This window comes from Anaeromyxobacter dehalogenans 2CP-C (assembly GCF_000013385.1).
GTDB lineage: Bacteria > Myxococcota > Myxococcia > Myxococcales > Anaeromyxobacteraceae > Anaeromyxobacter > Anaeromyxobacter dehalogenans_B.
Window position 1 is genome coordinate 4,437,368 of the sequence record NC_007760.1, and the last position, 20,542, is coordinate 4,457,909.

A 20,542-nucleotide genomic window follows, 5' to 3' on the forward strand; every position below is an offset into this window, starting at 1 on the left:
GAGGGGACCTTAGATCGGGGGGGCGGACACCGATATCGTTTCTCTTCGCTACTGGGCTGCCTTGTGCGTTCGTGTACATCGCGAACGGGAACCAAGGCGAGGTACACTGTTCGCGAACAGGCACGTTACGTCAAGGCGCGCGGGAGGGAGACGGAATGGAAGCGGAGCGGGCGGAAAGATGGAAGCGACTGCTGAGAACGACCCGCTTGTTTCACGATCCGCTCCAGCCAGTCACCGAGGGCCGGTCCGACTTCGAACGCGACCACGACCGAGTGGTGTTCTCTAGCGCATTCAGGCGACTGAAGGACAAGACGCAAGTATTCCCGTTGTCGCCTTCTGACTACACGCGAACCAGGCTCACGCATAGCCTGGAAGCGTCGTGCGTTGGACGCTCCCTCGGACAGGAGGCGCTCCTCGCGCTTCGGCGTGCCGGGCGCCTCGCGGACTCAGAGTCCCCGGGAATCGCGACACTCGTCGCGACGGCTTGCCTCGCACATGACATCGGAAACCCTCCATTCGGCCACTCAGGTGAGGACGCCATCTGCACGTGGGCGATCTCCCACCGCGACGTACTGAGGCTCCCGGCCCCGGAACAAACCGACCTCGAGCAGTTCGAGGGTAACGCTCAGGGGTTCCGCATCATGTCGCGTCTGACGAATCGGCTACGGCGCGGCGGGATCCAGCCCACCCTCGCCTTGCTCGGCGCGATGACGAAGTACCCGCGATCGTCTACTCCGTCCCGCCCCCCCACCGATGGCCGCGCATCAGAGAAGAAGTACGGCTTCTTTCAGGACGATCAGGAAGCGGCGCTGCACTCATTCAGCGAACTCGGAATGGTCGAGCGCGTGCCGGGAATGTTCGTGCGCCACCCTCTCGCGTTTCTCACCGAGGCTGCGGACGACATCTGCTACGTCGTCATGGACCTAGAGGACGCGTTCAAGCTGAAGCTGGTCTCGTTCGACACGGCCAGCGACTGGCTGAAACGTCTCACGGCGGACCCGAAACCGTCCAAGGGTGAGTTCCGCGCCAGCTCAGAGCTGTCTCGTCTTCGAGCCAGCGCCGTCCATTCGATGACGATGGCATGCGCCAAGGTGTTCGAAGACAACCTCGATGGAATTGAGGACGGCACGTTCGACACTCCGCTCATCGCCGCCACGGCGTTCGCGAACGACTACAAGGCGCTCAAGCGGTTCGAGCAGGAGCACGTGTACACGGACGAGCGGGCACTGCAGATCGAGTACGCGGGATATGAGACGCTCGCCGGACTGCTGACGGCGTTTTGCGACGCAGCGCTGTCAGACAAGGCGACGCGCAGTCAGGAGAAGCTGCTGCGACTCCTTCCGGAGGACTCATTCGACCGGCCGGACGTGGCTAAGAACGATCGGGCTTCGCTGACGAGGTACCAGCGCGTGCTCGCGATGACGGACTTCGTCTCGGGGATGACGGATTCGTACGCGGTCGAGCTGTACCAGAAGCTTTCCGGCATCAAGCTGCCGGCGTGAGCGGTGTCATGCTCAACTAGCGCTCGGCGCGATGGCCATCATGGCTCCCCCTCGGCCACCACGAAGACCTCGGCCCACGCCCTGATTTCCAGCTGCGAGCGCTTCTCTTCCCACACACCGTCGAGCACGCGAAGGACCTGTCCCACTTCGTGGCGAGGAAGCAGCTTCGCGACTGCGGCCTCGTACACGACCGCAACTTCGGCACCAGTTCGCGACCGCGCGAGGAAGCCGTGCTCACCTGCGCCAGCGGTCACTACAAGCTCAGAATCGCCACGTCCATCAGCGAGGGCCGCCCGCTCTCCAACGGACCACCCAGGGGCGCAGCGCGCCCGAACAGGACACCACTGACAGGCGGCGCCCGGCTTCGCGTCAGCTGGGCGTCCGAGTAGCACATCGGTGAGCTGCGACACGGATGAGTAACGTCCACTGAAGTGGTGTACGGGCCGCCGGCCAAGAAGTAGAGGTCGGTGACCAGCGCGTCATCCTTGCGGAAACCGTCGCCAAACGGGATTCCGACAACAAGAGAGACGATGGCCGCCACGGCCAGCATCGACGCTATCGAATGGCTTGGCAAGCAGGTGGAGGCAGCGCCTGACGGGCTGCGGAAGATGCTCACCGAGATGGTGAACATCCTGATGAATGTTGGCGCTCGCCGCGCGGACTGTTACCCATGTCTCCGGTCTGACCGTTACCCATGTTGCCGGTTTGGACCCGGGCTGAATCGAACTTGCTTGTATTGCCGTTCCTGTTGCGCTCACGGCTCAGCGCATCGTCAAGGGTGTGCTTGCTAGTATTCGCGAAGCACGCTCGACCCGCGGAAGCCTGGCCAACATGGCGCAGACTGCGCTCGACCGATGCACCCGCAAATCGTTGAGGAGCACGGAATTGGACAAGGTGCCGTGCGTGCGCAGGCGATCCCACGCGAGATTGAACATCCAGGCCGGGATGGGCTCGGCGCCGCCCGTGCGGCCGCGAGACCGCTCCGTCTCGACGTGGACCTCGACCGGCGTGAGCTCCACGACTCGGTTCTTGCAAGGTCGCGGTCCGAGCGTCATGAACACGGGAGACCGCTGCACCTCGGCGCGCAGCGCCCGGTAGAGATCCGGCTCGAAGGGCTCCTCGACGCGCTCAGCGGCCTGCGGTGTCCACCGCTCGACGCGGTCGTCCGACCACAGCGCCTCCGCCCAGTCCCATGCTCGCGCGAGCGGCACGTCCTCACGCACACCATGCATCGCGACGGCGGCCTCGAGGTTCGTGGCGAGTCCCCCGGTCAGGTTCGCGGAGCCCACGACAGCCCGTGCGACGACGCGGCTCGAACCGAGGTACAGCTTGGGGTGGAAAGTCCGGCCGCCTGGATTCAGCACGCGAACATCGAGTCCAAGACCGGCCGCCATCGACAGCGCAGACGGAGTCGTCGTCTGAAACGTCGTCGTCACGAGGAGCCGCGAGCGCGCATTGCGGGCCCGCAGCGCCTCGAGCTCGTTCTGGAGCAGATGAAGGCCCTTCTCCTGGACGAACGCGACACAGAGGAACGCTTCCTCCGCATCGTTCAGCGTCGCCCGGACTGCATGCAGCAGCGACCGGTCGCTCGTGGTCACCGTCTCGACGTTCATGGTCGCGAGTTCGGAGCCGCGGTCACGCGGCCCCCTGCTCGAACACGTTGTCGTTGTGCCAGCGGAGCAGTTCCGCATCCGGCCGATCGGCCACACGAGGCGGCAGCTTGATGGTGCGCCCCTCCATCGAGTAGTACGCCTTGCCGTTCTCCCACTCCTCTGCGAGTCGGCGGCTCACCACGAACCGATGGTCCGGCGTCACGGTCACGTAGCCGGTGTCGAACAGCCGGTGGATATCCGCGCGAAGCAGCAGGCCGTTGGCGACGTCGTGCGACCCGTCGGCCCCATACGGCCGGATGTGGGCAGCCTCGAGGACGGGGAGCGAGTGCTCGCCGCTCACGGCGCAGGCGCCGCCGTAGGCACCGGTCACAGCCACCCGGAACGTTCCCTGGCCGAGACGTGGCCGAACCAGCTGCGGCTGGCCGAAACGTTCAGCTACCGGCTCGCTCGCGTTCACGACCGCCGCGACCGGAGCCATCCGGGCGGCTCGCTCGCGGCAGGCCTCCCAGATGCGGCGGCCCTCGCCCTGCTGGAGATCGTATCCGGAACCTGAAACGATGTTTGGCCGCCAGTCGCGAGGCTGTTCGACCCAGTCCCCGTCGGCGAAGAACCACGGGGTCGCGACCATGATGCAGCCGATCCGATGCGCCGGGCCGCCGGTACCGCGGGCGTAGCGGCCGACCCTCGTCGCCATCGCGTCGAACGTCACTGCCCCGTTCTTCTCACCGAAGGCATCCCAGGCGAGGCGCGGAGTCGCCGCCTCGTACCGGGCGAAGATGCCGAAGCCGCCGATGGCGTTGTGCGGTGCCTTCAGCTTGAAGAAGAACGGCGTCCCGGGTGGCGCATTGAACCCGTGGGCAGAGGGCTGCCAGAAGTTCACCTCCTCCAGCGGCTGACGCGCGCGAAGGAACGTGAACCAGTCATGGTCAGTGGTGGCGATGTAACCGCGCACGCCCTCAGACTACAGCGTGGCGCTGGCTCGAGTCCGCCTTCCCGCGCCACTGCCGTACCATGCGTGAGGTACACGGTTCGTTCTGGGACGGTTGGAGCAGGGGCGCCGACAGTCGTCCGCGTTCCCGAGCCATGTGGCTTGACGAGTGCGTCCTCGAAATCTCCTTCGGTATCTCGTACGCTCAGGCGAAGCGAAGTCGGAGGGGGGGCGGCAGATGGGGAAGTATGGGAATGCGGCGTTGCGCGCGACTGAGCTGGTCTCTAACCGTACGTGTAGAGCTCCATCGGACGCTTGGAGCATCGCCATCAAGGAGCTCTTTCCGAGCAGCCCGAGCTCTCAGAAGAAGGCATGCCCTAAAGGCGCGTATCTCGGGTTGTGCGAGGAAGGGCTCATCCTCGGGGTACCGCGTGGCAGTTACACGCGCAGCGACGATAACAAGCGGTACGCCGTTGATGCCGTCCAACTCCTGCGACGAGAGCCCGACCTTGCTGATGCTTCGGCGCGCGACAGCGGCGCCACGAATCTCTGGCTGCTCGTCATGCGCGGCAAAAGGAAGACCCCGAACCACCAGATGGATGTCGTGCTGTCCCTGTGGAACCACGGCCTGATCGCGGGCAGCCGTACGCCTCGTTGACCACCAGCTGAACGCCCGTTAGACGCGACTTCGCCTTTCTCACGTGTCATCTGCGTGCGAAGTGCTCCCGGCATGGCGACCTCGCCGCGTACTACTCGAGCGCGACGCGTGGCGCTTCGAGCTACGTAAGCAGGGGCACGCCCCGTCCTAATGGCTCGTATCAGCTCATTTTGCATACGAGCGCCACTGTGCGCGCTGAGAGGCCCCGTCGCGGGAGCGTGGCGGCGCGACCGCACCCGACGAACGCTGCGGGTCTTGCGGTGTTCGCGCCGCCTTTCGACAAGCGCCTCTTCGCACCGGTGTCGATGACGCCTTCAGGCCGGACCTTCCTTCGTGCCCCGTGTGCCCCGGAACGACCGAACGCATTCGCGGCCGCCACTGCCTACCCCGCCCGCAGCGTCGCGTACGCCTCGAAGAACGCCGGCGGGATCGGCGCCTCCAGCTCCCAGGTGATGCTCATGGGTCGGCTCCCCTGGTGCGAGCGGTAGCGGACGGGACCCAGGAACGTGAACTGGTCGTCCACGGTAGGCCGCGCGAACAGGTAGAACCGCCAGCCCTGCCGGTGCCCGTCGATGTAGGCCTGTCCGGTGGGCGAGCTCTCGCTCGTCGTGCTCTGCGATTGCCAGTGAAACAGGGTGGGCGAGATGGCGTAGTCCTCGTACGAGGTCGTGGGCGAGAACCGACCGCTCGTGGACTTGTCGATGGTGACGAAGAAGAGCTGCACCTTCTGGTCCGTCATCCGGTGCACGCCCTCCATGGAGAAGACGCGCTTCTCGACGGTGGACTTCCCGACGGCGGCGAAGACCTCCTCGCGTGCGTAGGTGCGGTGAACGGCGAGCGGCCAGTCTGGCGGGACGTCCGCCACGCGGGACCCGACGGCAACCCGCTCGTCGAGCACGTCGCAGAGCTCAGCGAGCTCCTCGCGAAGCGGTGCGCTCGAGAGCAGCGGCGCGAGCAGCGCCTCGATCGACGACGCCGCGCCGTTGAAGAGGCGGATCGCGAGCATCAGGAGGCGCCGGCGGGTCCGCTCATCGTCGGCGTCTAGCCGCGCCGTCGGCTCGACCGCGAGCCGCCGGTAGAGCCGCAGCCGCTCGGGCTCGTCGATGTGCGCGAGGTTTCCCATCCGCCTGGACGTGCGCTCCTCCTCTTCGGACCCCTCCGCCGGCAAGAGCCCGGCGGCGCGGCGCAGGGTCGTCCAGCCTCGGACGCTGCTCGAGTAGACGTCGTCCAGCTCGCGGCCGGTCGCATCCAGGAACTCGGCGAGCGTGATCCGGGGCCGCTCCCGCGCGAGCGCCTTCAGCTCCTGCGCGAGCCGAGCCTGGCCGCCGCGGATGGCTTGCCTCAGGTTGTCGAGCACGATGTCGCGTGCGACGCGCTCGAGCTGGAGATGACATCCGGAGGGCAAGGTCGGGAACCCGCCCTGGACCGCGCGCTGGAGGTGGCCGCGCGGGATCCCGGTCATGGCGGTGAGCTTGCGATCGAACCGATACTCCGCCCGCTGCTGGCCGATGAAGTCGAGGACGAGCGCCTGCGTCTTCCCGGGATGCAGCCGCAGCCCGCGCCCGAGCTGCTGCAGGAACAGGGTCGCGCTCTCGGTGGGCCGGAGCAGGAGCAGCGTGTCGACGAACGGCAGGTCGACGCCCTCGTTGTAGAGGTCGCAGGTGAACAGGAACGCGACCTCGCCGCGCTCGAGCTTGCGCGGAGCCTCGTCGCGCTCATCGGCGTCGGTCGCGCCGTGGATGACGAGCGACGGGATGCCGGCCTCGGTGAACTTCCGCGCCATGAACTCCGCGTGCGCGACCGAGACACAGAAGCCGAGGCCTCGCGCGGTCTCGGGGTGGCCGTGGAGCTCCCTCAGCTTCGAGAGCACCAGGCGCGCCCGCTCGTCGTTGCCGGTGTAGACCTTGTCGAGGCCGCCGAGGTCGTACCCGCCTCGCCGCCACTCCACCCCCTCCAGCGAGACGCCGTCGGCGACGCCGTAGTACTCGAACGGCGCGAGCAGCTGCTTCTCGAGCGCGTGCCACAGCCGGATGTCCGCGGCGACGTGGTGATCGAACCAGCCGAGGACGTCGAGCCCGTCGGCGCGCTCGGGGGTCGCGGTGAGTCCGAGCAGGATCTTCGGCGCCACCGCCTCGAGCAGCCGCCCATACGTCTTCGCGGCGGCGTGGTGGAACTCGTCCACGATGACCGTGTGCCAGTAGTCGCGGCCGAGCGCCGCGGGGAGGTCCTTGCGGTCGAGGCTCTGGATGGTGGCGAAGAGGTGCTCGTACGACCCCGGCGTCGAACCGCCCTTGAGGAGCTCGCCGAAGCTGTGGTCGCGCAGGACGTTGCGGAAGGCGTGCAGCGCCTGCTCGAGGATCTCCTCGCGGTGCGCGACGAACAGGAGGCGCGGCCGGACGCCGTCCTTCACCTGGGCCGCGTAGTCGAACGCGGCGATCATGGTCTTGCCGGTCCCGGTCGCGGCGACGACCAGGTTCTTCCAGCGCCCGTGCTCCTCGCGCTCGACCCGGAGCTTCTCCAGGATGGCCCGCTGGTACTCGTACGGACGCAGGTCGAAGAAGAATGGCGTCGCGGCCCCGCGCTCCCCTCGCTCCGACGACAGCGCCGCCTGCAGCCTGCGCACCGCGTCCGGCTGGTCGGGGTGGTACGGCTCGAACTCGCCATCCTCCCACAGCGAGGCGAACGCACCCCGGAACTTCTCGACGATGGCGCGGGACTCGACCTCGCTCGCCTTCAGGTTCCACTCGATGCCGTCGGACAGCGCCGCGGACGAGACGTTCGCCGAGCCGACGTACACCGAGCTGAACCCGGTCGCTCGATGGAACTGCCACGCCTTCGCGTGCAGCCGGGTCCGGCGCGCGTCGAACGAGACGCGGACCTCGGCGCCGGGGAGGCGCGCGATCGCGTCCAGCGCCTCCCGGTCGGTCGCGCCCATGTACGTGGTGGTGAGGACCCTCAGCTTCTTCCCGGCCCGCGCGAACGCCTCGAACGCGCTCCGGAGCCGCCGCCAGCCGTGCCACTTGATGAACGACACCAGCATGTCGACCGCGTCGGCGCTCTCGATCTCGGCGGCGAGCTCCGCGCCGAGGCGGGGCTCGTTCCGGGCGTGGGTGAGGAGCGTCGAGACGCCGAGGGGAACGGTGGGCCGCGCGGGCGGCGCTGGCGGCGGGTGGATGGCGAGGAGCAGCTCGGGAGGCACCACGAGCGACGTCCCCTCGAGCGCCTCCGAGTCCACCTTCGTCCTGAGGACGCCCAGCAGCTCGTTCACGAGCTCGGCCTGGCTCGCCGGACCGCCGTCCTTCGGGAGCGCCCGCAGCGTCCGCTCGAGCTCGGCCGCGAAGTATCGCGCGAGGCGCTCGTGCGCGGCGGCGGCGTCCAGCGGCTGGCGCACGGAGCGCTCGGAGGCGGCGAGGCCCGCGAGCGCGTCCGTCGTGGAGGTGCTGAGGAGGAGGTCGTAGACGCCGGCGGGGAGGCGCTTCGTCATCGACCGGCGAGGCTAGCACGAACCGTGCGGGGTGGACTCTGGTCCCGCACCTTCACCATCGAGGATCCTGCACGTATCCTGTTCAGCCCCGCGAAGCGTGATTAGAAGAGCAACGCATGACTCGCGACGGTCAGCGCCAGGCATTCTTTCACGGTACCCGCGACCCGCTCCAGACTGGGCAACTCATCCACCCCCGCCGCTCCTTCGATCGCGGTCCTGACGCCAAACCGCAGGCCCTCGTTCTCCTCAGCCGCGCTCTCGACGACGCCATCTGGGCGGCGGAGCTGGCCGCGGGCGATGGGCCCGGGAGAGTCTATGTCGTCGAGCCGACCGGTCCGGTGGAGTTAGCAGTTCCGTCCATGGGCCCGGGCGGTCCCGGGCATCCATGGATGTCGTGCTGCTCCCGTGAGCCGTTGCGGGTGGTCGGCGAGGTCACCGGGTGGCCGCTCTATCACGGCACGCGCGCCGACCTGCGCCGCGGGGATCTGATCGAACCGGGGCGCCTCGCCAACTTCGGAGCGGCGCCGAGAACGGCGAACCACGTCTACTTCACCCGCACGCTGGACGCGGCCACCTGGGGCGCGGAGCTGGCCGCCGGCGAGGGACGCGGCCGGATCTATCTCGTCGAACCGACCGGGCCCTTCGAGGACGACCCGAACCTGACCAACAAGAAGTTCAGGGGCAATCCGACCAAGTCCTTCCGCTCGCGCAGCCCGCTGCGCGTGACGGGCGAGCTGACGACGTGGCAAGGGCACACGCCGGAGGCCGTCCAGGCCAGGAAGGATGGGCTGGCGCGGCTCCAGCAACTCGGGGACGTCGTGATCGACGATTAGAAGACGGCGCGCCGCCGACTGGCGGCTCCCAGCCGGCGCCGGCGCATCGCCGTAGCGGGCGGAGTTGCGATGCCGTCGTGGCGACCGCACCCGGTCGTCAACCCCGCGCACCTCGCGCCGCGTAGGCGCTCGCGACCGTGCGCCGCCGGAACAGGGCGTTGAAGACGAGCGACGGGATGCAGAAGTGCGTGACGCTCAGGATCCCGGCGACCGCGGTCAGCATCGCGCCGAGTACGTACCCGAGCGCCATCGCGCCCTCGCGGAACGCGAGCCCGGTCCCGAGGAGCCAGACCGCCGCCAGCCCGCACGCGAACCGGCGCTGGATCGCGTGGTGCGGCAGCGGTCGGGTGCGGGTGAGGCGCCGGACGAGGTGATTGTAGAGGAGATCGAACGGGTGGAACGGGAGCGCGGCGCCGAGCGCCGCGATCACGGCGAGCGTCCAGAGCACGGCGGGGGACGCCAGGAGCGTCCCGGTCGCCATGACGAGGGTGCAGAGCACGGGCGACCATCTCATCCAGGGCCCGATCTCGGTGAGCGCGGCGTCGTCGAGGCCGAGGAAGCCCTGAGCCTCGAGCCGGCGGCGTGTGACGGACAGTGGCTGCATGGCCTGCCTCCTTCTTGCGACATCGGGCCGCCCCGCGGGCCCCTCCGGGCGGGCGGGGCGCCGCGAGCGACCGGAGACCCTGGCTCAGTGGACCGAGGGCGGTGGGCTGGCGAACAGGTAGGGGCGCGCGTCCACCCACTGCCACCCGCTCCCGCTCCGCTGCGCGAGCATGACGACGTGCAGCTTCAGCGTGCCCCTGGATCCGCTCGGCAGCCTGGCGTTCTGGAGCTCGTGGTCGAGATCCAGCAACGCGAGGTCGCCCCCGAGGCGCCGCACCGACTGGATCGAGAACCGCGAGGTCGTGCCCTGGAGCACGCTCTCGCAGTCGTGGCGGTACGTCGTCTCGACCCCGGACCGGCCGCGCCCGATCTCGCCCATCGGCGAGATCAGCGTCCCGTTCTCGACCCAGCAGGCGGCGACCTGCTTCGCGTCGAACCGGTTGAACGCTTCGTTGAACTTGCGGAGTGAGGTCTCGAGCGACGGCTCCGCGCTGGTGTCCGGCGTCCCCACTGCTTGCGTCGATTCCATGGATCGCCTCCGTGAACGGCGCCGACACGCTGGCGCCGCCCTCCCCGTGATCGAGGGCGGGGGGCAGCGCAATGCCGGCCCGGGTCGCCAGCGTGGGGCTCAAGCGGCGGTTGACCTCCGACCAGCGTCCCGCCTTCGCGGACGGCGTCCGGCGGGCGATCGCCTGGCGCCTCGGCAGCGAACGCGCCCAGCGTCCGCCGCGCACGCCCTCGAACCCCCGCAGGCCGCGCGGGCGCCGGCGAGCCCACGGGATGTCACGACCCACTGCCCTCCAGCGCCACGGGTGCGACCCCGGCGTGCGCCGGCCCCTCCGCCACGTCGCCGCGTCGCGCTCGCTCGGCGGCGCCCTCGCGCCGGAGCTGGGCGGCCCGGCCGCGGCGCGCGACGAGGAAGTAGAGGACCGGGACGGCGAGCCGCGAGAGCAGCGTCGCCGCCACCTCGCCGGCCATGAGGCTGACGGCGAGGCCCTGGAAGATGGGGTCGGCGAGCATCACGGCGCTCCCGACGAGCACGGCGGCGGCGGTGAGGAGCATGGGCCGGAACCGCACCACGCCGGCCTCCTCGACGGCGGCGGCGAGCGGCATGCCCTCGCGCAGCTTCAGCTCGATGAAGTCCACGAGGATGATGCTGTTGCGCACGATGATGCCGGCGCCGGCGATGAAGCCGATCATGCTGGTCGCGGTGAAGAACGCGCCGAGCCCGAGGTGCGCGGGCAGGATGCCGATGAGCGAGAGCGGGATGGGGACGAGGATCACCCAGGGCACGGCGAGGCTCTGGAACCAGCCGACCACCAGGAAGTAGATCACCACGAGCACGACCGCGAAGGCGATGCCGAGATCGCGGAACACCTCCAGCGTGATGTGCCACTCGCCGTCCCACTTGATGACTGGCCGCTCGGTCGAGTCGGGGTGGGCGAAGCCGAGGCGCGGCACGACCTCGCCGCCGTTGCCGCGGAGCGCGTCGAGCCTGCGGTTCAGCTGGGCGAGCGCGTAGACGGGGCTCTCGATCTCGCCGGCGAGATCGCCGAACACGTAGGCGACGGGCATGAGGTTCTCGTGGAAGACGGGCGGGTCCACCCTCCCCTCCTCCGCGCGGACCAGCTCCGAGAGCGGCACGGGGCCGCCGCGCCCGGGCACGGTGAGCTGGAGCAGGTCGTCCACGCGCGCGCGCTGCGCGGGCGCGAGCTGGAGCACCACCGGCACCTGCGCGGCGCCGCGCTCGACGTGGAAGCTCCCGAGCGACGCACCGGCGCCGGCGGCGGCGAGCGTCTGGATCACGGCGGCGGGCGCGACGCCGTGGAGCGCGGCCTTCTCGGCGTCGAGGCGCAGCGTCAGCCGCGGCGACGTCGGCGCGAGCGACGAGTCCACGTCCACCACGCCGCGGGTCGCGCGGAACGCGGCGAGCACCTCGCCGGCGAGCCGGTCGCGCTCCGCCGCGGACGGGCCGTACACCTCGGCGACGAGCGTGTCGAGCACGGGCGGGCCGGGCGGGATCTCCACGATCTTGAGCCGGCCGCCGCGCGGCCAGGCGATGGCCTCCAGCGCGGGGCGGAGGCGCGTCGCGACGGCGTGGCTCTGCGCCTTGCGCTCGCCCTTCGGCACGAGGTTCACCTGCAGGTCCACCTGCTCGGCGCCCTCGCGGAGGAAGCTGTGGCGCACCATGCCGACGAAGGTGAACGGCGCGGCCACGCCCGAGTGGACCTGGACGTCCTTCACCTCGGGCTCCTCGAGCACGCGGCGCGCCAGCGCCTGGCCGGCGGCGAGCGCCTCCTCGCGCGCGGTGCCGGCGGGGAGGTCGAGCTGCACCTGCAGCTCGCGCTTGTTGTCGAAGGGCAGCATCTTCACCTGGATGGCCCCGAACGCCACCAGCGACACGGCGCCGGCGAGGAGCAGCAGCACGAGCGCGAGGAAGGCCCAGCGCGACCAGGCGCGGGTGAGGAGCGTGCCGATGACGCGGCGGTAGAGCCGCGTGGGGAGCGTCTCCGGCGCGGGCCCGCGGAGCGGCGCGGTCACGGCCCTGGCGCCCTCCGCCTCCTCGCGGAAGACCTTCCGGGCGGCCCACGGGCTGATCACGAACGCGATGGCGAGCGAGATGAGCATGGCGGCGCTCGCGCCCACGGGGATGGGCCGCATGTACGGGCCGGAGGGGCCGCGCACGAACGCCATGGGCACGATGGCGGCGATGACGGCGAACGTGGCGAGGATGGTGGGGTTCCCGACCTCGTCCACCGCGTCCACGACGGTGCGGACGAGGCCGCGCCGGGGGCCGGGCAGGTGCAGGTGCCGGTGGATGTTCTCGACCACCACGATGGCGTCGTCCACGAGGATGCCGATCGAGAAGATGAGCGCGAACAGCGTGACGCGGTTGAGCGTGTAGCCGAGGAGGTAGGTGGGCAGCAGCGTCAGCGCGAGCGTCACCGGGATCGCGACCCCCACCACCAGCGCGGAGCGCCAGCCCATGGCGAGCGCGATGAGCGCGACGACGGAGAGCGTCGCGAGCAGCAGGTGCTCGATGAGCTCGTTCGACTTCTCCTCCGCGGTGTCGCCGTAGTTGCGGGTGACGGTGGCCTTCACCGGCGCCGGGATGAGCCCGCCGCGCAGCGCCGCCACCTTGCGCTCGACGGCCCGCGCCACCTCGGGCGCGTTCGCGCCGGGGCGCTTCGCGAGCGCGATGGAGACGGCCTGCTCGAATCCCGCCTTTCCCCGCTCCGCCATGAGGACGACGGCGGGCTCGGGCTCGGGGCCGTCGGTCACCCGCGCCACGTCCTCGAGGTAGACGGGCCGGTCGCCGCGCACCGCCACCACCACGCGCCGCAGGTCTCGCGCGGAGCGCACGAACCCGTCCGCCTCCACCTGGACGCGCGCGCCGGCGTCCACCAGCGCGCCGGCGGGGAGCTGCCCCTGCGCGGCGGCGAGGGCGGGCTGCAGCTCGGCGATCGACACGCCCAGCGTGCGCAGCCGGTCGGGCTGCGGCTCGACCCGGACCACCCGGCGCGCGCCGCCCAGCACGCGGACCTGCGCCGTCTCCGGGACGGCCGCGAGCTCGCGCGCGACCTCCTCGCCGAGGGTGCGGAGCTGCCCGGCGGGGAGCGGCTCGCCGTGCAGGGTGAGCGTCAGGAACGGGACGTCGTCGATGCCGAGCGCGCGCACCACCGGCGGGAGCGCGCCGGCGGGCAGGAGCTCCGGGTGCGCGTGCAGCTCGTGGTGGACCTTCACCAGGCTGGGCTCGAGCGGCTCGTTCACCTTGAAGCGCACGGTGACGAGGGCGGCGGAGGGCATGGAGGTGGAGTAGAGGTACTCGACGCCGGGGAGCCCCCACAGCCGCCGCTCGAGCGGCGTGGTGAGCTGGCTCTCCACCTCGCGCGCGGTGGCGCCCGGGAACGGCACCAGCACGTCCACGAGCGGGACCACGATCTGCGGCTCCTCCTCGCGCGGCGTGAGCATCACGGCGGCGACGCCGAGCGCGAGCGACGCGACGACCAGGAGCGGGGTCAGCTTGCTGTGGAGGAAGGCGCGCGCGAGCCGGCCCGGGAGGCCGAGCCGGGGTCCGGAGGTCGTCATGGCGCCACCTCGATCCGCTGCCCGTCGCGCAGCGCGTCCGGCCGGTCGATCACCGCGTCCTCGGCGGAGAGGCCGGCGCGCACCGGCACGCGATCGCCGGCGCCCTCCCCGAGCGCGAGCCAGCGGAGCTGCGCCCGCCCGCCGCTCGCGACGAAGACGCCGGTGAGGTCGCCGCGCTCGACGAGCGCGGTGCGCGGGACCCACACGCCACGGCGCGGCGTCGCGGCGCCGGCCGGGAGCGCGAGGCGCGCGAACGTCCCGCTCGCCAGGCCCGCCCCACGCAGCACGCGGGCGCGCAGCGTCCGCCGGTGCGACAGCGGATCGCCGCCGCCGGCGAGCGCCGTCACCTGCGCCGCGCCCGCCTCGCCGTTCGCCTCGAAGCGGAGCTCCTGGCCGATGCCGAGCCCGCGCGCCTCGTCCTCGGAGAGACTCGCGACCACCTCCAGCTCGCTCCCCTCCAGCTCGAGGAGCGGCTGGCCCGGGCCGACCAGATCCCCGGCGTTGACGCGGCGGGCCTGCACGGTGCCGGCGAACGGGGCGCGGAGCTCGGTGTACCCGAGGGCCGCCCGCGCCGCGGAGACCGCCGCCTCGGCCTGCGCCCGTTGCGCCCGCGCCTGGTCCAGCTCCATCACCGTCGCCGCGCCCACCGGCGCGAGGTCCGCCATCCGGCGCTCCTGCGCGGACGCGGTCGAGAGCGCGGCCCTCGCGGCGGCGAGCTGCGCGCGCACGTCGTCGTCGGACAGCCGCACGAGCACGTCGCCGGCGCGGACGCGCGCGCCCTCCTGCACCTCCATCGAGCGGACCGCGGCCGCCATCCGCGTCGAGACGACGGCCCGGCGCACCGCCGCGAGGCTGCCGGCCACCCAGCGCGTGCCCTCGGCGGGCGAGGCCTTCACGACGCGCACGCGCGCGACGGCCGCGGGCGTGTTGGGTTCGGCGGGCGCGAGCCCGGGGTCGGCCAGCACCGCGGGAAGGGCCAGGGTCAGGAGGGTCGAGACGAGGCGATGCATGGTTCACTCCTCCGAGGGCGGCGCCGGCGGCGGGCTGCGGCCGTGCGCGGGCCTCGTGCGTGCCGGGTCGGATTGCAGCGGCCGGACCATCCGCGGCGCGACGCGGAAACGCGCGTCCTGCAGCGGTCCCAGTGCGACGGCGCCCCGGATCGGGCTCAGGCGAGATCTCGCCGCCGGCGCGAGGCGACGCCGGCGCGACGAGAGTTCGTCCCCGGCCGCGAGCGGCCGAACCGTGGCGCGCCCGCTCGGGGTCCCGCCGGGCTACGAAGCAGGCGCCAGGGCGACGGTCACGAGGCCGCTTCACGCGCATCGGGATGTCGGTGAACCAGGTACACTCTGCGCGACCCTTCGAGCCTCCACGGTACGGCATTGGCGATGCACCTTTCGTGAGCAGACCACATGGCCGACCCCATCTACCTGATCCATGCCGACGGCAGGTCCGTGCGACTCGAGCCTAGCTCCTATGACTCGGAGGACGAGTTCCAGGGACTCCTGGAGCACCATCCTGAACTACTCGCGGGTGAGCAGATCGACCGAGACGACGCCCGACGCTGGTTGCTCGTCGGCAGGGAGATCGGCCTCGCGGAGTCGGAAGATGGCGACCAGCGATGGTTGCTCGACCACCTGTTCGTCGATCAGGACGCGATACCGACACTCGTGGAGGTCAAACGGCAGAGCGACCCAAGGCTGCGACGGGAAGTGGTAGGCCAGGTGCTGGATTACGCGTCGCACGCGCGCTTCTGGACGACCTCGTTCCTCGAGGCACGATTTCAGGCGACCTGCGCCAAGCTCAAGCGCGACCCGTCGGAGTCGCTGAAGGAGTTCCTCGCGGCCGGAAACGTCGCGCCCGAAGCATTCTGGCCGAAAGTTCAGGAGCACCTTCGAAGCGGTGACATGCGGCTCATCTTCCTCGCAGACTCGGTTCCGCGTGAGCTGCAGCAGATCGTCGAGTTCCTGAACGAGGGCATGACCCGCACCGAAGTCCTCGCCATCGAGGTCATCCGATACGCGGGCCCCGGCTATACGACGCACATTCCACGTGTCTTCGGTCTCACGTCAGAGGCGCTCGAGCTCAAGAGCGGCAGCAAGCCGCCACCGAAGGCCTGGGACGAAGCCCTCTTCTTCGATGCCGCGAGTTCCCTCCCTGCGGCATCGGTTGCCGCGGTTCGTGCCGTCTACGATGCTGCAAAGGACGCGGGGCACACCGTCCGATGGGGTCGCGGAGCGACGACCGGGAGCTTCAACATCGTGCTGCCGTCCCCGTGCGGCCGCGCAATGCTCACGGTGCTCACAGATGGGAAGCTCTGGCTGAACATCCTCTGGATGTACGGGAGCCCTCTGGCCGACAAGGCGCAGTCCCTTCTTCGTGGGCTCGCGAAGCGATTGAGCGTCCCTGATCAATTCGCCAAACAGCCCGGCGTCGATGTCGACACCTGGGGACCGAAAGTCGCGGACGTGATCGAGGCACTCAGGGCCGTCCGTCCCGAGCAGCCCAATCCCTGAGGATCTCCGGCGCTCACCGCTCGCCGGTTGCGGCCTGAAGCACGGCGACATCCAGGTCTGCGGATCGCCGCACTCCGCCCCCGACCACCACCCGCCCGCCGGCCGCGGCCGGGATGCGCGGCCCGGGGGTGACGATGCCGGCGAGGTTGAGCGGGTCTGCGGCGGAGAGCTCCAGCGGTGCGTCCTCGGCCGCCTCCCGCCGCGTGGCGCGGAGCGCGTCCACGGCCTCGGGCGCGGCGAACTGCTCGCCGCTGAACCCCGAGACGAAGCGGCCGCCGCGGATCTCCCCTCGCGCCTCGAGCGTGCGGTAGACGCGGACGAGGTCGCGCCAGGGCGGCGGGCGCGCCTCGCGGGCGAGGAGGTCGCGGAAGACGACGCCGTAGCGGCGCAGGTACTGGCGGGCGAGCGGCTCGAGCGTGGCCTCGGGCAAGGCGGCGTCGAATGCGGGCGCGGGCGGGCCGCCGCGCAGGAGCGCCCAGCGGCCGCCGGCGGCCGCGGGGCGGGTGCGATGACCGGGCGGCGGCGACACGAGCGCGCGGAGGCCGGCGAAGCCGTCGCAGGTGACGCGCCCGCCGGACACGAGCTCCCAGAGCGCCTCCTCGGCCTCGCCGGCGTCGGTCTGGACGGCCCTCGCGAGCTCGGCGAGGAACGACGCCCCGCGGCGCACGAGCGCATCGAGGATCTCGGTCGCGATGGTGCCGAGCGGCGGCGGCTCTGCGCCGGCGGCGATGGCCTCGAGCAGCCAGGGGAGGTCCTCTCGCAGCGCGAGCGTCACGGGCGCGGAGCGGGTGGGCGCGCCGCGGCGCCTCGGGGGCAGTCCGTCCTGCGGCGGCGCGACGTGCAGCCGGCCCCAGGCGACCTCGCCGGACGCGCACAGCGCGTCGAGGAGGCGCGGCTCGTAACCCTGGACGCGCGCGGGCAGGAGGTCGCGCTCCCAGGCGCCGGCGGCGGCGTGGAAGCCCTGGAGCTGGCCGATCACCTCCAGCAGGCCGGGCGTGCCGTGGAGGCGCGCGCCGGGCGCGGCGTGCTGCCAGCGCGCGAGGAAGCGCAGGAACACGGCGGCGCTGACGGGCTCGATCTCGCGGCGGAGCCGGCCGATGGTCAGGCGGTGGATGCGCGCGAGGACGCCGCGCTCGCACCAGTGGGGCGCGTCGGGGCTCCAGGGCTCGCCGGGGAGGAACTGGCCGCGCAGGACGAGGCCCTGGGACTCGAGGGTGGCGAGGGCGGCCTCCGTCGCTGCGAGCGGGAGGGCGATGCGCGCGGCGAGGTGGGCGGCGGTGACGGGGCCGAGGTGGGTCATCCAGCCGCGGAGGACGGCGAGCATGGGGTCGGGGGCGGTTGCGGGGGCCGCTCGCCCTTCGACTCCGGCCGCGTTGCGGCCTACGCTCAGGGTGAGCGGATGGGCCGAATCGAGCAGGAGCGCGCCGAGCCGTTCGGTCGCCACCCACCACGTCCGTTCACCGTCCGTCACCCTCCGCGCCCGGCCGGCGGCGGCGAGGGCGTCGAGCCAGGGCGCCCAGGCGGCGGCCTCGGCGGCGGGCAAGAGCACGAGATCGAGCAGCGCGTCGTGGACCTCGTCGGCGTCGCGGGGGCGGGCCAGACCTGCGACGCGACCTCCTCGATGGCGGCGGGGTCGAGCGCCCCGGCGGCGGCCGCCTCGGCGGGCGGGAGCGCGCGGCGGACGGCGACGGCCCGCGCGCGGCGCTCCTCGAGCGGCGCGTCGTCGAGGTAGGCCCACGGCCGTGCGTTCAGGAGCTCGTGCGCGAGCGGCGAGGGCTCGGGCGTGTCCACGGCGACGAGCCGGATGTCGCCGGCGGCGATCCGCTCGAGCACGCCGCGGAGCGCGCCGGCGTCCATGGCCTCGCCGAGGCAGTCGCGGAGCGTCTCGCGGACGAGCGGGTGATCGGGCACCTCGATCGGCCCGCCGGGCGCGTTGTCCTGGCAGGCGGTCTGCGCGGGGAACACCGCCGAGAGGAGATCGTCGGCGCGCATCCGCGCGATGGGCGGGGGCATGCGCTTGCCCTTGAACAGCCGCGGGATCGCGAGCGCGCGCGTGGCGTTCCAGCGCCAGCGCACGCCGAACATGGGCGCCTGGAGGACGGCCTGGGTGAGCACCTCGTCCAGCGTCGCGGGCGTGACGTAGGAGAAGATCGACTCGAGCGGGAACGCGTGCTGCGGGCCGAGCGAGAGGAGCACGCCCTCGTCGGTGGCGGCGGCCTGGAGCTCGAAGTCGAACGTGCGGCAGAAGCGCTTGCGGAGCGCGAGCCCGAGCGCGCGGTTGGTGCGCGCGCCGAGCGGCGCGTGGATGACGAGCTGCATCCCGCCGGCCTCGTCGAAGAAGCGCTCGGCGACGAGCGTCTGCTGCGTGGGGAGCGCGCCGAGCATGGCGCGCCCGGCGGCGAGGTACTCCACCACCTGCCGCGCCCCGGCGGCGGGCAGCGCGGCCTCGGCCTCGAGCCAGGCGGCCGCGGCGGCGGGATCGGCGAGCCGGGGCTCGAGCTCCTCGCGCAGCGCGGACACCTCCGCGGACAGCGCCCCGCTGCGCCCGGGCGCCTCGCCGTTCCAGAACGGCACCCCGGGCGGCGCGCCGCGGGCGTCCTCGACGCGCACGATGCCGGCCTCGACGCGGCGGATGCGCCACGACGTCGTCCCGAGCAGGAAGATGTCCCCGGCGATGCTCTCCACCGCGAAGTCCTCGTCGAGCTGCCCGACCACGGCGCCCTCGGGCTCGGCCACCACGGCGTACTGCGCGGTGTCGGGGATGGTCCCGCCGCCGGTGAGCGCGGCGATGCGCGCGCCGCGCCGGCCGGTCACGCGCCGGTTAACGCCGTCGCGGTGGAGGAGCGCGGAGGCGCGGCCGCGGGAGGTCGCGATGCCCTCGGAGAGCATCTGCACCACCGCGTCGAAGTCCTCGCGCGCGAGCGCGCGGTAGGGCCAGGCGCGGCGGCAGAGCTCGAACAGCCGGTCCTCGTGGATGGCGCCGCAGGCGGCCTCGGCGACGACCTGCTGCGCGAGGACGTCGAGCGGCGCGTCGCGGACGGCGACGGGCTCGAGCCGCGCGCGGCGCAGGCCGCGGACGAGCGCGGCGCACTCGACCAGCTCGTCGCGGCTCATGGGGAACAGGCGCCCCTTGGGCGTCCCGCCCTTCACGTGCGCGGCGCGGCCGATGCGCTGGAGCCCGGTGGCGAGCGCGCCGGGCGAGCCGAGCTGCACCACCACGTCCACGTCCCCGACGTCGATGCCGAGCTCGAGCGAGGCGGTCGCGACCACCGCCTTCAGTGCGCCGGCCTTCAGCCGCTCCTCGGCGGCGAGCCGGCGCGTCCGCGAGAGGCTGCCGTGGTGCGCGGCCACCTCGCCCTCCCCGAGCCGCTCGGCGAGCGCGTGCGCGGCGCGCTCGGCGAGCCGGCGCGTGCCGACGAACACGAGCGTCGAGCGGTGCGCCCGCACGATCTCGGCCACGCGATCGTAGGTCTCGGCCCACAGCTCCTTCGAGGCGACCGACGACAGCTCGTCGCGCGGGACCTCGACGGCGAGGTCGAACGCGCGCCGGCGGCCGACCTCGACGATCGAGCAGCGCGGCCGGCCGGTGCGGCCGACGCGCGCGGCGCCGACCAGGAACCGCGCCACCTCGGCGACCGGCTCCACGGTGGCGGAGAGGCCGATGCGCTGGGGCCGCCGGCGGGTCAGCGCCTCGAGCCGCTCGAGCGAGAGCGCCAGGTGCGCGCCGCGCCTGTCGCCGGCGAGCGCGTGGATCTCGTCCACGATCACCGTCTCCACGCCCTCGAGCGTCTCGCGGCCGCGCTCGCCGGTGAGGAGCAGGTAGAGCGACTCGGGCGTGGTGACGAGCAGGTGCGGCGGGCGCAGCAGCAGGCTGCGGCGGCGGGACGCGGGCGTGTCGCCGGTGCGGACCGCGACGCGCAGCTCGGGCGGCGCGAGGCCGGCGTCGAGCGCGGCGGCGCGGATCTCGGCGAGCGGCGCCTCGAGGTTCCGGGCGATGTCGTTCCCGAGCGCGCGGAGCGGCGACACGTACACGACGCGCGTCGCGTCCTCCAGGCGGCCCGCGAGCCCGTCCTGGAGGAGCCCGTCGATGGCGGAGAGGAACGCGGCGAGCGTCTTGCCGGAGCCGGTGGGCGCGGAGAGGAGCACGTCGCGGCGGGCGGCGATCTCGGGCCAGGCGAGCGTCTGCGGCTCGGTGGGGTCGCCGAAGCGCCCGGCGAACCAGGCGCGGACGACGGGGTGGAAGGTGTCGAGCACGCCGCGGATCTAAGGGGGCCCGGGCGGAGCCGCCGCCGGGCGGTGGACGGGCCCCCGAGCGAGCG

General features: G+C 72.0%; 13 protein-coding genes and 2 pseudogenes. 5 read left to right on the forward strand and 10 right to left on the reverse strand.

All coding sequences use genetic code 11. The features are described from left to right. Positions 1–155: 155 nt before the first annotated feature. A complete protein-coding gene (gene dgt, locus ADEH_RS19970; RefSeq protein WP_011422911.1) occupies positions 156–1,502 on the forward strand; it encodes a dGTP triphosphohydrolase in 1,347 nt (448 codons plus the stop codon). Between the two features lie 38 nt (positions 1,503–1,540). On the opposite strand, the gene ADEH_RS19975 is transcribed toward dgt, so the two are convergent. From ADEH_RS19975 to ADEH_RS19990, 4 genes are all read right to left on the reverse strand, one after another. Then, positions 1,541–1,690, reverse strand: coding sequence for a hypothetical protein (locus ADEH_RS19975; RefSeq protein WP_157061401.1), 150 nt, complete (start codon positions 1,688–1,690; stop codon positions 1,541–1,543). Positions 1,691–1,755: 65 nt separating this feature from the next. Next, on the reverse strand, positions 1,756–2,133 hold the full coding sequence (locus ADEH_RS19980; protein ID WP_041453725.1) for a hypothetical protein: 378 nt from the start codon (positions 2,131–2,133) through the stop codon (positions 1,756–1,758). A gap of 130 nt (positions 2,134–2,263) precedes the next feature. Further along, positions 2,264–3,115 (reverse strand): phospholipase D family protein, encoded by an 852-nt coding sequence (locus tag ADEH_RS22670; protein WP_011422913.1) that lies wholly within the window; start codon positions 3,113–3,115, stop codon positions 2,264–2,266. A 22-nt stretch (positions 3,116–3,137) separates the two neighbouring features. Beyond that, the gene (locus tag ADEH_RS19990) at positions 3,138–4,067 is read right to left on the reverse strand and encodes an HNH endonuclease (protein WP_011422914.1); all 930 of its coding nucleotides are present in this window, start codon (positions 4,065–4,067) and stop codon (positions 3,138–3,140) included. Positions 4,068–4,281: 214 nt separating this feature from the next. Here ADEH_RS19990 and ADEH_RS23815 point away from each other — a divergent pair, with 214 nt between their 5' ends. Beyond that, positions 4,282–4,701 carry a DUF6979 family protein gene (locus ADEH_RS23815; RefSeq protein ID WP_420042219.1) on the forward strand — a complete coding sequence of 140 codons (420 nt, stop codon included), beginning with the start codon at positions 4,282–4,284 and terminating at the stop codon, positions 4,699–4,701. Between the two features lie 382 nt (positions 4,702–5,083). Here ADEH_RS23815 and ADEH_RS19995 read toward each other — a convergent pair whose 3' ends face one another. Then, the gene (locus tag ADEH_RS19995) at positions 5,084–8,185 is read right to left on the reverse strand and encodes a DUF3427 domain-containing protein (protein WP_011422916.1); all 3,102 of its coding nucleotides are present in this window, start codon (positions 8,183–8,185) and stop codon (positions 5,084–5,086) included. 116 nt (positions 8,186–8,301) lie between these two features. Here ADEH_RS19995 and ADEH_RS23585 point away from each other — a divergent pair. Beyond that, positions 8,302–8,616: pseudogene (locus ADEH_RS23585) on the forward strand (NAD(+)--rifampin ADP-ribosyltransferase); the annotation flags it as partial. Continuing rightward, entirely contained in the window at positions 8,605–9,018 is a 414-nt protein-coding gene (gene arr, locus ADEH_RS23350; RefSeq protein ID WP_041453979.1) for an NAD(+)--rifampin ADP-ribosyltransferase, read from the forward strand. The pseudogene ADEH_RS23585 and the gene arr, both read left to right, overlap by 12 nt. 97 nt (positions 9,019–9,115) lie before the next feature. Here the strand turns inward: arr and ADEH_RS20005 are convergent, their stop codons facing one another. From ADEH_RS20005 to ADEH_RS20020, 4 genes are all read right to left on the reverse strand, one after another. Beyond that, on the reverse strand, positions 9,116–9,622 hold the full coding sequence (locus ADEH_RS20005) for a DUF4395 domain-containing protein (protein WP_011422918.1): 507 nt from the start codon (positions 9,620–9,622) through the stop codon (positions 9,116–9,118). 84 nt (positions 9,623–9,706) lie between these two features. Further along, entirely contained in the window at positions 9,707–10,150 is a 444-nt protein-coding gene (locus ADEH_RS20010; RefSeq protein WP_011422919.1) for a YybH family protein, read from the reverse strand. Between the two features lie 254 nt (positions 10,151–10,404). Continuing rightward, on the reverse strand, positions 10,405–13,710 hold the full coding sequence (locus tag ADEH_RS20015; RefSeq protein WP_011422920.1) for an efflux RND transporter permease subunit: 3,306 nt from the start codon (positions 13,708–13,710) through the stop codon (positions 10,405–10,407). Beyond that, positions 13,707–14,720 carry an efflux RND transporter periplasmic adaptor subunit gene (locus ADEH_RS20020; RefSeq protein ID WP_011422921.1) on the reverse strand — a complete coding sequence of 338 codons (1,014 nt, stop codon included), beginning with the start codon at positions 14,718–14,720 and terminating at the stop codon, positions 13,707–13,709. Before ADEH_RS20020 ends, ADEH_RS20015 begins: the two co-directional genes overlap by 4 nt. Before the next feature lie 399 nt (positions 14,721–15,119). Between ADEH_RS20020 and ADEH_RS20025 the strand changes: the two genes are divergently transcribed. Next, positions 15,120–16,223 (forward strand): hypothetical protein, encoded by a 1,104-nt coding sequence (locus ADEH_RS20025; protein WP_011422922.1) that lies wholly within the window; start codon positions 15,120–15,122, stop codon positions 16,221–16,223. A 13-nt stretch (positions 16,224–16,236) separates the two neighbouring features. On the opposite strand, the pseudogene ADEH_RS20030 reads toward ADEH_RS20025, so the two are convergent. After that, positions 16,237–20,477, reverse strand: a pseudogene (locus ADEH_RS20030) (Lhr family helicase). Positions 20,478–20,542: the final 65 nt, after the last annotated feature.

What these genes read in the sequence shown, in the direction of transcription:
- dgt (WP_011422911.1), top strand. Translation starts at nt 156, where the DNA reads ATGGAAGCGGAGCGGGCGGAAAGATGGAAGCGACTGCTGAGAACGACC.
- ADEH_RS19980 (WP_041453725.1), bottom strand. Translation starts at nt 2,133, where the DNA reads ATGTTCACCATCTCGGTGAGCATCTTCCGCAGCCCGTCAGGCGCTGCC.
- ADEH_RS22670 (WP_011422913.1), bottom strand. Translation starts at nt 3,115, where the DNA reads ATGAACGTCGAGACGGTGACCACGAGCGACCGGTCGCTGCTGCATGCA.
- ADEH_RS23815 (WP_420042219.1), top strand. Translation starts at nt 4,282, where the DNA reads ATGGGGAAGTATGGGAATGCGGCGTTGCGCGCGACTGAGCTGGTCTCT.
- ADEH_RS19995 (WP_011422916.1), bottom strand. Translation starts at nt 8,185, where the DNA reads ATGACGAAGCGCCTCCCCGCCGGCGTCTACGACCTCCTCCTCAGCACC.
- ADEH_RS20005 (WP_011422918.1), bottom strand. Translation starts at nt 9,622, where the DNA reads ATGCAGCCACTGTCCGTCACACGCCGCCGGCTCGAGGCTCAGGGCTTC.
- ADEH_RS20010 (WP_011422919.1), bottom strand. Translation starts at nt 10,150, where the DNA reads ATGGAATCGACGCAAGCAGTGGGGACGCCGGACACCAGCGCGGAGCCG.
- ADEH_RS20015 (WP_011422920.1), bottom strand. Translation starts at nt 13,710, where the DNA reads ATGACGACCTCCGGACCCCGGCTCGGCCTCCCGGGCCGGCTCGCGCGC.
- ADEH_RS20020 (WP_011422921.1), bottom strand. Translation starts at nt 14,720, where the DNA reads ATGCATCGCCTCGTCTCGACCCTCCTGACCCTGGCCCTTCCCGCGGTG.
- ADEH_RS20025 (WP_011422922.1), top strand. Translation starts at nt 15,120, where the DNA reads ATGGCCGACCCCATCTACCTGATCCATGCCGACGGCAGGTCCGTGCGA.